14 protein-coding genes are annotated in these 11,086 nt (G+C 72.2%); 8 read left to right on the forward strand and 6 right to left on the reverse strand.

Annotated features, from left to right (window positions below):
- Positions 1–80: 80 nt before the first annotated feature.
- The gene (locus tag LV75_RS07100) at positions 81–1,439 is read left to right on the forward strand and encodes a peptidase MA family metallohydrolase (RefSeq protein ID WP_253885945.1); all 1,359 of its coding nucleotides are present in this window, start codon (positions 81–83) and stop codon (positions 1,437–1,439) included.
- Between the two features lie 19 nt (positions 1,440–1,458).
- Entirely contained in the window at positions 1,459–2,610 is a 1,152-nt protein-coding gene (locus LV75_RS07105) for a glycosyltransferase family 4 protein (RefSeq protein ID WP_253885947.1), read from the forward strand.
- Between the two features lie 131 nt (positions 2,611–2,741).
- Here LV75_RS07105 and LV75_RS07110 read toward each other — a convergent pair whose 3' ends face one another.
- The 5 genes from LV75_RS07110 to LV75_RS07130 all read right to left on the reverse strand — a co-directional run bounded on the left by LV75_RS07110 (position 2,742) and on the right by LV75_RS07130 (position 6,410).
- Complete coding sequence (locus tag LV75_RS07110; RefSeq protein ID WP_253885949.1) at positions 2,742–3,002, reverse strand: hypothetical protein; 261 nt, start codon at positions 3,000–3,002, stop codon at positions 2,742–2,744.
- Positions 2,999–3,256, reverse strand: coding sequence for a YbaB/EbfC family DNA-binding protein (locus LV75_RS07115; RefSeq protein WP_253885951.1), 258 nt, complete (start codon positions 3,254–3,256; stop codon positions 2,999–3,001). Before LV75_RS07115 ends, LV75_RS07110 begins: the two co-directional genes overlap by 4 nt.
- Positions 3,253–4,221 carry a C40 family peptidase gene (locus LV75_RS07120; protein ID WP_253885953.1) on the reverse strand — a complete coding sequence of 323 codons (969 nt, stop codon included), beginning with the start codon at positions 4,219–4,221 and terminating at the stop codon, positions 3,253–3,255. The genes LV75_RS07115 and LV75_RS07120 overlap by 4 nt, the downstream gene beginning before the upstream one ends.
- Positions 4,218–4,562, reverse strand: coding sequence for a hypothetical protein (locus LV75_RS07125; protein ID WP_253885955.1), 345 nt, complete (start codon positions 4,560–4,562; stop codon positions 4,218–4,220). Before LV75_RS07125 ends, LV75_RS07120 begins: the two co-directional genes overlap by 4 nt.
- A gap of 102 nt (positions 4,563–4,664) precedes the next feature.
- Positions 4,665–6,410: an AMP-dependent synthetase/ligase gene (locus tag LV75_RS07130; protein ID WP_253885957.1), complete on the reverse strand. Its 1,746-nt coding sequence runs from the start codon at positions 6,408–6,410 to the stop codon at positions 4,665–4,667.
- An 81-nt stretch (positions 6,411–6,491) separates the two neighbouring features.
- Here LV75_RS07130 and LV75_RS07135 point away from each other — a divergent pair, with 81 nt between their 5' ends.
- The 6 genes from LV75_RS07135 (at position 6,492) to LV75_RS07160 (ending at position 10,570) form a co-directional block, all read left to right on the forward strand.
- Complete coding sequence (locus LV75_RS07135; RefSeq protein ID WP_253885958.1) at positions 6,492–6,872, forward strand: polyketide cyclase / dehydrase and lipid transport; 381 nt, start codon at positions 6,492–6,494, stop codon at positions 6,870–6,872.
- 10 nt (positions 6,873–6,882) lie between these two features.
- On the forward strand, positions 6,883–7,671 hold the full coding sequence (locus LV75_RS07140) for a metallophosphoesterase family protein (RefSeq protein ID WP_253885959.1): 789 nt from the start codon (positions 6,883–6,885) through the stop codon (positions 7,669–7,671).
- Positions 7,672–7,776: 105 nt separating this feature from the next.
- Positions 7,777–8,214 carry an SRPBCC family protein gene (locus LV75_RS07145; protein ID WP_253885960.1) on the forward strand — a complete coding sequence of 146 codons (438 nt, stop codon included), beginning with the start codon at positions 7,777–7,779 and terminating at the stop codon, positions 8,212–8,214.
- A complete protein-coding gene (locus LV75_RS07150; RefSeq protein WP_253885961.1) occupies positions 8,215–9,357 on the forward strand; it encodes an ArsA family ATPase in 1,143 nt (380 codons plus the stop codon).
- On the forward strand, positions 9,354–9,686 hold the full coding sequence (locus LV75_RS07155; protein ID WP_253885962.1) for a hypothetical protein: 333 nt from the start codon (positions 9,354–9,356) through the stop codon (positions 9,684–9,686). The genes LV75_RS07150 and LV75_RS07155 overlap by 4 nt, the downstream gene beginning before the upstream one ends.
- Positions 9,683–10,570: an ROK family protein gene (locus tag LV75_RS07160; RefSeq protein ID WP_253885963.1), complete on the forward strand. Its 888-nt coding sequence runs from the start codon at positions 9,683–9,685 to the stop codon at positions 10,568–10,570. Before LV75_RS07155 ends, LV75_RS07160 begins: the two co-directional genes overlap by 4 nt.
- A gap of 181 nt (positions 10,571–10,751) precedes the next feature.
- On the opposite strand, the gene LV75_RS07165 is transcribed toward LV75_RS07160, so the two are convergent.
- On the reverse strand, positions 10,752–11,086 hold a 335-nt coding region (locus tag LV75_RS07165; protein WP_253885965.1), incomplete at its 5' end, for a transposase family protein.

The following is an 11,086-nucleotide window of genomic DNA, read 5'->3' on the forward strand; positions in this document are numbered from 1 at the left end:
CGTTCGTTTTCTCGCGGGCCCGGGTGTGTGGTGGGCCGTATCTGGTCGCCCGGGCGGCGGGGCGGCCCTAGGATTTGCCGGTGGCCACCAGGGCGAGGGTGAGGGCGTGGTTGAGCGCGGCGGTCGCCGTGCTCGCCCTGGCCGGCGTCGTCGTGGCGGGCCTGCCCCAGCCGCGACCGGCGGAACCGCCTGGTCAGGTGGGTCAGGCGCAGCCGATGGGGGCGATCCCGCCGCCCACCGAGTCCGAGCGGACCGCCGCCGCCGAGCGCTCGGCCGCGGTCACCGATCTGCTCCGCAGGCGCGCCGAGGCCCTGGTCAACCGGGACGAGGCGGGCTTCGTCGCGACCCTGGACCCCCAGGCCGAGCAGGTGTTCCTCGACGAGCAGCTGGCCCTGTTCGCCAACCTCGCCGACATCCCGTTCGACACCTGGTCCTACCTGCTGCGCCCCGACGACACCCTCGACCTGACGACCCTGCCCACCCCCGCGGCCGACCCGACCGCCGAGCTGTGGGCCCCCGCCGTCGAGCTCAAGTACGCACTGCGCGGCATCGACCTGATCCCCACCACCCGGACCATGGGCTACCTGTTCGCCAGGCGCGGCGACACCTGGTACCTGCGGTCGGACTCGGCGCTGACCGACCTGGGCAGGCGCAGTTGGCGCGGGCCCTGGGACTTCGGGCCCTGCGTGGTGACCCCCACCGCCACCGGCGTGGTGGTCGCGCACCGCGGCAGCCAGCCCATGGTCGACCGGCTGGTGCGCGAGCTGGACTCCTCGGTCGCCGCGGTCACCGAGGTGTGGGGCGACCAGTGGCCGCAGCGGGTCGCGCTGATCCTGCCGGACAGCCCGGCGGAGATGCGCGCCCTGGTCGGCCCGGACTTCCCGGTCGAATCGGTGGTCGCGGTGGCCATCGCCGACCGGGTCGACACCGCCCGGCACACCGCGACCGGGCAGCGGGTGGTGCTGAGCCCGACCGGGTCGCGGGCGCTGTCGGTCACCTCGCTGCGGGTCGTGCTCCGGCACGAGATCACCCACGTCGCCGCGCGCGCCGCCACCGTCGACGGGTCCCCGATGTGGCTGCTGGAGGGCTTCGCCGACTACGTCGGCTACCGCGACAGCGGCATCACCCTGGCCCAGGGCGCCCCGGACCTGGCCCGGCGGGTCCGCGAGTCCGGGCCGCCCGCCGCGCTGCCCGAGGACCGCGACTTCCGGGCCCGCGACCGCACCCTGGACCTCGCCTACCAGCAGGCCTGGTCCATCGCCCGGTTCCTCGCCGACCGCTTCGGCGAGCCCAAGCTGGTCGAGCTGTACCGCGAGCTGGCCGGGGCGGGCCCGATCTCGGCCAGCGACACCGACGACCTGCTGCGCGGCGTCATCGGGGTGGACCGGGCGGGCCTGCTCAAGCAGTGGCAGTCCTACCTGCGCGCGACCCTGCGCTGACCGGGTCTAGGTTGGACGGGTGCGCAAGACCCTCCTGGTCACCAATGACTTCCCCCCGCGCCCGGGGGGCATCCAGACCTACCTGCACTCGTTCGCCAAGTGGCTGCCCGGGCAGGAGTTGGTCGTCTACGCGCCCGCGTGGCCCGGCGCCGAGGCCTTCGACGCCGCCCAGCCGTTCCCGGTGGTGCGCCACCCCGGCAAGCTCATGGTGCCCACCCCCGCCGTGGCCCGCCGCGCCCGCGACATCCTCCGCGCCGAGGGCTGCGACGCGGCCTGGTTCGGCGCCGCCGCTCCGCTGGCGCTACTCGCGCCCGTCTTGCGCAAGGCTGGAGCTCGCCGCGTAGTCGCGAGCACGCATGGCCACGAGGTGGGGTGGTCGATGCTGCCCGGTGCCCGGCAGGCCATCCGGCGCATCGGCGAGACTACCGACGTCGTGACATACGTGAGTCGCTATACACGGTCCCGGTTCGCTGCCGCCTTCGGACCGCAGGCCGCTCTAGAGCTGCTTCCGTCTGGTGTGGACACTGAGCTCTACCGGCCAGATGCCGCTGCCCGTGCAGAGATCCGCGCTCGGTATGGCTTGGGTGACCGACCAGTTGTGGTGTGTGTGTCGCGGTTGATGCCGCGTAAGGGCCAGGACGTGCTGATTCGGGCTCTTACGGCTATTCGCGCACAGGTGCCTGACGCTGCGCTGCTGCTGGTTGGCGGTGGGCCTTACCGTCCCCGGTTGGAAAGCCTTGCTGCGCAAGCGGGATTGTCTGAGCATGTGGTCTTCGCTGGCTCGGTGTCTTGGGAGGAACTCCCCGCGCACTACGCCGCCGGTGACGTGTTCGCCATGCCTTGCCGCACCCACGGCAAGGGCCTGGACGTCGAGGCCCTAGGCATCGTCTTCCTAGAAGCAGCCGCGACAGGCCTACCGGTGATCGTGGGCAACTCGGGCGGTGCGCCAGAAACGGTGCTAGACGGCGAAAGCGGCCATGTGGTGGACGGCCGCGCAGTGTCGGACATCGCCACCCGCATCGCCCACCTGTTGTCCAACCCGGACGAAGCCGCCCGCATGGGCGCCGCAGGACGGAAGTGGATGGAGAAGGCCTGGACCTGGCCCACCCGAGCCGCCCGCCTAGGCCAACTCCTAGACGGCGAGACCGTCTACCGCTTCAGCGCCCACTAGGCGGCTTGCGCCAGAACGACGACGTGTCGACACCACTGCCGACCAGGTCCTGCATGGCCTTTCCGCGTCCAGCCCTGCCTCCCACATGCACTGGCTGGTGGTCGCGCCGAGCTTCAGCAGCGGCTGCCGTGCTAGATCTCCGTAGGTAAGTCCTGGGTGGGGAACAGGTCGGCGAAGGGGGCCAGGACGGCCATGCCTTCGGTCAGGGCCGCCGCGGCTGCGGTCTTGGCTAGGGACTGGATTTCGGTTGCCAGGTCTGGTGCGGTCATCCGGCGTTGGGCGGTGCCTAGGGTCAGGCCGATCAGCTTGCCCTCCAGGTTCACCGTCACCTCTATGCCGTGTTGGCCGGTCGCGGACGCGGTGATGGCGTTGAGGCGTTGGGCGATGGTCACTGGATCCGCCAGGTGTCGGGTGTGGTGTCTTCGGCGGTCTTAGGCGAAGAGAGGTTGAGCAGGGCGGGATCCACGTCGTTGAGGAGGTGTTGGATGCGGCGGTTGGCTTCGGCTGTTGCCTGGTCGACTACGCGGAGGATCAGCTCGGCCAGGTCGGGGCGGCGGAGGGCGGACTCGGTGAGCGACAGTCTCGACAAGATGCCGCCGGGGTGGACGGTGGCTTCTACGCCGTTGGAGTGGGCTTGGCCGGTCATGACGGGTGGACGCCCCCGTAGAAGGTGTTGTGGGACAGGGTGTGTGTTCGGCGTGCGACAGCGTCACCGGCGTTGCCTTCGATAAGAGTCACCGTGTTGCCGTTGACCTTCTCGACGATGCCGATGTGGGTGCTGGTGGATGTGCTTTGTGGTCCGGTGCCGAACAGCAGCACGTCACCTGGCTTGGCCCGGCTGAGGTCCCGATACGCCAGCCCGTTGCCCTTACCCCAGTTGAAGACGTCACCGGTGAATGGCAGCAGTGGGATGTTCACCCCAGCGCGTCGCCAGACCCAGGTAGCGAAAGAGGAGCACCATGCCGCTGCCGGGCCGTACTTGTTCGTGTTGCCAGGGCCCTCGTGGTATCCGAGTTGGCTTGCGGCGATCTGGGTGATGTTGCCGTGCTTCTTTGGTTCCGGCTTAGCAGGTTCCTTGTGTGGAGGCGCTAGCTGTCGTAACCGGTGTGCGGCGTCAGATAGCGCTGCCTTGGTCTCGGCGACGTGTTTGGCCGACTCGCTCGTGTAGTGGCGCACTAGGTCCGCGACCTGACCCGCCGCGCGTAGTACCGCCGCTCGCTGTCCTACCGCAACAGCCGCGTCGAGGATGCGGACCGCGCGGTCGGTGTACTCGTCCAGCAGCCGGACGACCGCGCTGTGGCCGGAGGTCAGCGCCTGGGCGGCGTGCGTGGTGATCGTGGCCGCTTTCGCCGCGGACTCGCCGGTCTCGCGCAGGGTGGCCCGGGTGCGGTCCGACCGCCGCTCGAAGGCCGACGCGTTGCGGCCGACCCAGTCCGCCAGCACGGCCTCACCTGCCAGGCGGTGGTCCTTGCGCTGCTCGGCGAGCTCGTCGTGCACTCGCGCAAACGCTTGCCCGGCGGCTTCGGCGTCCTCGGCCTTGCCCGCGAGCCGGTTGCGGTGCTCGATCATCGTCGCCGCGAAGTGCCGGGCGACCTGCTGGGTGTCGATCACGCCAGCCGCCCCAGCTCAGCCGCCGCCCGGTGGTCGTCGCGCCGGTGCGCCGCCCCGGTCCTGGCCACCGCGATCCCCAACCGCTCCACCGCGTCGGCGCCGTCCTCGACCCGCTCCCGCACCCGCCCCGCACACTCCCGCAGCGCGTCGGCGAACCCGGACTCCCGCCCGATCCACCCGAACCCGGTCCCGTCCACCACCGCGAGCCCCCGCCCGATCCGCCGCACCCCCTCAGCCCGCGCGTCCGCCCCCCGCCCGTACCGCCCCAACGCCGCCGCGTCCACCGCGAACCCGCCGTCCAGCTCACCACTGATCAGCCCGACCAGCTCGTGCTCGTCCATCCCCGCCTCCTCGCTCACCCCCAACCCTCGCGGGGAGAGGGCGGAGCCGGAACCGGCCGTGCACACCCGATCATGATCACTGCACAGTTGGGCCAACCCGCTCTATCGCGCGTAGAGGGCGGCCACGTCCGCGGCGCGGGTTTTGAGGATGGCGTCGCGGCGGAGTTTGAGGCTGGGGGTGAGTTCGGCGGCGGCTTCGGTGAAGTCGGTGGCGAGGATGGTGAAGCGGCGGATGCCCTCGGCGCGGGAGACCAGGGTGTTGGCGGCGTCCACGGCCGTTTGGATCTCGGCGTGCAGGGTTGCCGACTCGGGGGAGAGGCGGGCCCAGCCGCGGGTGAGGAGCTCGTCGGGGTCGAGGGTGATCAGCGCGGCGATGTAGGGCTGCCGGTCGCCGACGAGCATGCACTGGCTCACCAGCGGGTGGCGGCGCACCGCGTCCTCCAGCGCCGCTGGCGAGACGTTCTTGCCGCCCGCGGTCACGATGATCTCCTTGTTGCGCCCGGTGATCCGCAGGAACCCGTCGGCGTCGATGGTGCCCAGGTCACCGGTGTGGAACCAGCCGTCGACCAGCACCTCCGCGGTCGCCTCCCGGTTGTTCCAGTACCCGGGCGACACCATGTCCCCGCGCAGCGCGATCTCGCCGTCGTCGAGCACCCGCACCGCGGCCCCCGCCACCGGCCGCCCGACCGTGCCGACCCGGGTGGCCGCCTCGGTGTTGACGCAGATCGCCGCGGCCGTCTCGGTCAGGCCGTAGCCCTCGTACACCGGCACGCCGACGCCGCGGAAGAAGTGCGCCAGGTGCTCGCCCAGCGGGGCACCGCCGGAGATCGCCGCCCGGCACCGGCCGCCGAGCGCGGCCCGGACGCGGGCGTTGACCAGCCGGTCGGCCACCAGGTGCTTGGCCAGCAGCGCCAGCGACCCCGGGGCGCGGCTGTACTGCACCGCCACCCGCTCCGCCGCGTCGAACACCCCGCCGAGGCCCTTGCCCGCCGCCCGCTGCCGGGCCGTCGCGTGCAGCTTCTCGAACACCCGCGGCACCGCGACCACGAACGTCGGCCGGAACGACGCCAGGTCGTCGGTCAGCGTCTTCACGTCCGGCAGGTGCCCCAGCGTGGTGCGCGCGTAGACGCAGGCCAGCGCGATCGTGCGGGCGAACACGTGCGCCAGCGGGAGGAACACCAGCATCGAGTTGCCCGGCCGCAGCAGCGTGGGGAACGCCGCGAGGTCGGCGCGGGCCTGGGCGAGCAGGTTGCGGTGGGTCAGCATCACGCCCTTGGGGCGCCCGGTCGTGCCGGACGTGTAGACCAGGGTCGCCAGGTCGTCGGCCCGCGGTGCCCGCGCGCGCACCACCCGTTCGTCCACACCGGACCCCAGCGCGGTCAGCTCGTCCACCGCCGACCCGTCCAGCTGCCAGATCCAGCCGACCTCGGCCAGCCGGTCCACGACCCGCTCCACGGTCGCCCGGTGCGCGCCGGTCTCCACCACGACCGCCCTGGCCCCCGAGTCGGCCAGGATCCACGCCACCTGCTCGGCCGAGGACGTCTCGTACACCGGCACGCTCACGCACCCGGCCGCCCAGATCGCGAAGTCCAGCACCGTCCACTCGTAGCGGGTCCGCGACACCAGCGCGACCCGGTCACCCGGCGCCAAACCCGCCGCCACCAGGCCCTTCGCCAGCGCGAGCACGTGCGCGGCGAACTGCGCGGCGGTCACCTCCGCCCAGCCGCGGTCGAGCTGCCTGCGGAAGGCGACCCCGTCGGGGAAGCGCGCCGCGTTCGACCACACCACGTCGGCCAGGTTCTCCCCGTCGCCCACCGGCGCGCTGCCGGGCACGCTGTACTCCCGCATGGCGACCTCCCGACCCAGCCGACCACACCCGCCGCTCAGGTGCCGACCCGGGTCCCGGGTCCACCGTGGCATGCTGCGCGGATGCCGCAAGTCGATGTGGTGGACGAGACGTTCCTCGCGGTGCCGCCGCCGGTCGTGGCCGCCGTGTTCGCCGACCCGGCCGCCTGGCGCCGGTTCTGGCCGGACCTGCTGCTGGCGGTCTACGCCGACCGCGGCGCCGAGGGCGTGCGCTGGACGGTGCGCGGCGCGCTGGTCGGCACCATGGAGGTCTGGCTGGAGGCCGTGCTCGACGGCACCCTGGTGCACTACTTCCTGCGCGCGGACACCCCCGGGCCGATGCCGCCGCGCCAGCTCGCCGCCGAGCGCACCCGCCGCCAGCTCGCCGCCAAGCGGGTGGCGCTGGGGCTCAAGTCCGTCCTGGAGGCCGGGAGGCCACCCGGGGTGGCGCCCGGGCCCGCGTAACCTGATCGCTGTGCGGGTCCATGTGGTGTCCGATGTGCATGGCAACGCCGAGGCGCTGGCCAGGGCCGGGGACGGGGCCGACGCGCTCGTCGTGCTCGGCGACCTGGTCGACTTCGTCGACTACCACGACCACTCCGGCGGGATCATGGGCCGGGTGTTCGGGCCGGAGCGGGTCGCGGTGTTCGCCCGGCTGCGCCGCGAGCGCAAGCACGGTGCCGCCGCCGCGTACGCGCGCGAGCTGTGGACCGGCCTCGAGGACGCCGCCGCGGTGGTCGAGGAGGCGGTGCGCGCCCAGTACAAGGAGCTGTTCGCGGCGATGACCGCGCCCACCTACGCCACGCCGGGCAACGTCGACCAGCCCGGGCTGTGGCCGGAGTTCGTCGGCGACGGCGTGCGCGTGCTCGACGGGGAGAGCGCGCTGATCGGCGGCCTGCGGTTCGGGTTCGTCGGCGGGGCGCTGCTGCCGCCCGGGTCGGTCCCGCGCCGCGGCTCGGTGTTCCGGCCGTACCTGCGCACCGCCGAGGACTTCGACGCCGGGGTCGCCGCGCTGGGGCCGGTGGACGTGCTGTGCAGCCACGTGCCGCCCGACGTGCCGGAGCTGACCTACGACGTGCTGGCCCGGCGCGCCGAGATCGGGTCGGGCGCGCTGCTGCGGGCGATCACCGAGCACCGGCCCAGGTGGGCGGTGTTCGGGCACGTGCACCAGCCGCTGGCGGCGCGGGTGCGGGTCGGGCGCACCGAGTGCGCCAACGTCGGGCACTTCCAGCGCACGGGCACGCCTTACGTGCTGCGCTGGTGATCCGTGCTGCGCTAGTAGATGTGCGCTGCGCTGGTGAACGTGCTGCGCTGGTGAGTCCGGTGCGCCGTGCCCGCGCGGGGGTGGGCACCGGGTAGCCTCCCGGGCATGGCCGACGAGTCCACCCAGTCCATCGTCGTCGACGCGCCGCCGGAGCGGATCATGGCGGTGATCGCGGACTTCCCGGCGTACCCCGAGTGGGCGCAGGCGTTCACCAAGGCCGAGGTGCTCGCCGCGGATGCGGACGGCCGCGCCGAGCAGGTCGCCTTCACCCTGGAGTCGGGGCCGTTCAAGGACTCCTACACGCTGGCCTACCAGTGGTCAGCCGATGGGCTCACCGTGGCGTGGTCGCTGGTGAAGGGGCAGATGCAGCGCTCGCAGACCGGCCGCTACGCGCTCGCGCCGGACGGGGACCGCACCACGGTCACCTACACCCTGTCGGTGCAGCTGGCGGTGCCGATGATCGGCCTGTTCCGGCGCAAGGCGGAGAAGATGATCATGGACACCGCGCTCAAGGAGCTCAAGCGCCGCGTCGAGCGGGGCTGAGTGCGGGTACTGCTGTTCACCGGGAAGGGCGGGGTCGGCAAGACCACCCTCGCCGCGGCGACCGCCGCCCTGCTCGCCGCGCGCGGGCAGCGGACCCTGGTGGTCTCCACCGACCCGGCGCACTCGCTCGCCGACGCCCTCGCCGTGCCGCTGGGCGCCGAGCCGTCCCCGGTGGACACCGCGCTGCACGCGGCGCACATCGACGCCCGGGCGCTGGTCGACCGGTCCTGGCCCGCGCTGCGCGGGCACCTCGGCCGCTTCGCCGCCGGGCTGGGCTTGGCGGCGCTGGACGCCGAGGAGCTGACCGTGCTGCCCGGTGTGGACGAACTGCTCGCCCTCACCGAGGTCGCCCGGCTCGCCCGCACCGGGACCTGGGACGTGCTCGTCGTCGACTGCGGCCCGACCGCCGAGACGCTGCGGCTGCTCGCCCTGCCCGAGGCCGTCGCGAGCTACCTGGACCGCACCCGCGCCCGTCTGGTGGCGGATCTGCGGGCCGCGGCGGCTGTGGCCGGTGAGCTCGCCGAGCACTTGGCGCTGTTGCGGTCGCTGCTGACCGACCCGACCACGACCGCCGTGCGGCTCGTGCTCACCCCCGAGCGGCTCGTCGCCGCCGAGACCCGCCGCACCCTGGCCGCCCTGGCCCTGCGCGACGTCCACGTCGACGCCATGATCGCCAACCGGCTCGTGCCGCGGGCCAGCCGCTGGCGCGGACCCGCCGCGGCCTGGATGCGTGCCCGGCGGTCCGAACAGGACGCTGTGCTGTCCGAATTGGACACCGGCGGGCTGCCGCTGCACCGGGTGGAGCACGTCGCCCACGAGCCCGTCGGCCTGGCCGCGCTGCGCACCATCGCGACCGAGCTCTACGGCGACACCGACCCCCTCGCCTGCCGACCCGCGGGCGCCCCACTGCTGTCCATCGTCGCCGACGGCCCGGACCACCTGCTGCGGGTCACCCTCCCGCTCCCCGACGCCGCCGCCCTCGGCCTGGCCCGCGTCGGCGACGACCTCGCCATCACCATCGACGGCGTCCGCCGGGTGGTCGCCCTGCCCGTGCTGCTGCGCAAGCACACCGTCACCGACGCCGAAGCCGACCGCACCGGCCTGGTCGTCCGGTTCGCCCCCGGCCAGGAGGACACCCCGTGACCGACCCCGGCACCCGGCTGGCCAACGAACTGGCGCTGCTGCTCACCGCCACCGCCGACCACATAGCCCCCTGGCTGGACCGCATCGCCGCCACCCCACCGTCGGCGACCCCGTGCCAGTCCTGCCCGCTGTGCGCCCTCGTGGCCGTCCTACGCGGTGAACCCAACGAACTGGCCGCCACCGGCATCGACCGCCTGGCCGACCTGGTAGCCCTCCTCCGAGCCGTCCTAGCCGACCGCTGGACCCCCGGCGACCCCCACATGCCCGGCTTCCAGCCCGACCCACCCCCATCGGGCCGCGTCCAACACATCCCCATCCGCAAATCATGACCACCATCGGCATAGACGTCGGCGGCACTTCCATCCGAGCCGCCGCCGTCGACCCGTCCTCCGGCGCGGTGCTCGCGGTCGCCCGAGGCTCCACCCGAGTCCCCTCCCTGGACACAGAGATCTGCCGAGTCGTCGCCGAACTCCGTTCCGTTGTTGACGTCTCAGCCGTCGGCCTGGCCGTCGCAGGTTTCGTGGCTTCAGACCGGCGAACGGTGATGTTCGCGCCGCACTTGCCTTGGCGCGCATCTGCGGTTGCGGATCGGTTGGCGGGACTTATCGGGCTGCCGGTTGTGCTTGAGCACGACGCGAATGCCGCTGGGGTGGCGGAGTCGCGCTTTGGTGCGCTGCGAGGTGCTCGAGTCGGGCTGCTGGTCGCTCTGGGGACAGGAATCGGCGCTGCGTTGGTGATTGATGGCGCTGTCTATAGGGGAGCGTTCGGCGTAGCGCCGGAGTTGGGGCACTTGCGGTTGGTGCCTGAGGGGCGGGAATGCCCTTGCGGGAAGAGGGGATGTTGGGAGCGGTACTGCTCGGGGACTGCTCTAGCGGCTACTGCGTTGGAGATGGGGGCGGGGGAGCTGAGCGGGCGAGAGGTGGCCCGGTTGGCTGCTGCGGGGGATGCGGTGGCTTTGGCTGCCGTGGGGGAGATGGCGCGGTGGCTGGGGGAGGGGCTGGCGTTGGTGGCGGACGTCTATGACCCGGAGGTGGTGGTGATCGGGGGAGGGGTTTCTGGGTCGGCGGAGTTGTTCTTGGGGGACGCGGTGCGGCGGTATGAAGCGGTGATGACGGGGGCGGGACACCGGCCGGTGGCGCGGGTGGTGGGGGCGGAGATGGGGGAAGAGGCGGGAATGGTTGGGGCGGCTGTGTTGGCGGGTGGGGTGGGGTAGGCGTTGTCGCTGCGGGGCTGCGGGGCTGCGGGGCTGCGGGGCTGCGGGGCTGCGGGGCTGCGGGGCTTGTGGCTGTTGCGGGTTCTGCTGTGGGTGGGTGGTTGTCCACAATGGCTGTGGTTGTCCGCAGGGGAGCTTCGGTGGGGTCGTGTTGTCGGGTCTCGTCGGTAGGCTGTGAGGGTTATTCAGAGCGTGCGTAGAAGTAGAGTCCGATGACTGCTGTGATGGTGGCGGTGAAGGTGTTGAACGGGCGCCGGTAGTCGGTGTGGAGTATCCGCCAGGTTTTGAGGTGGGCGATGGCTCGTTCGACGGCGACGCGGATCTTGTTGTGTTGGAAGTTGTATTCTTTCTGCCATCGGGGTTGTTCGCGTTTGCGGGGTTTGCGGAACGGGGTGATCATGTCGCTGCCGATGTAGCCTTTGTCGGCGAGCCAGGAGGTGGTGTCCCGGCCCTGCAGGATGCCTGATTTCCTGAGGCAGTGAATGTCGTGGTGGCGACCCTCGAACGGTGTTGATA

This window comes from Actinokineospora diospyrosa (assembly GCF_024171925.1).
GTDB classification, from domain to species: Bacteria; Actinomycetota; Actinomycetes; order Mycobacteriales; family Pseudonocardiaceae; genus Actinokineospora; species Actinokineospora diospyrosa.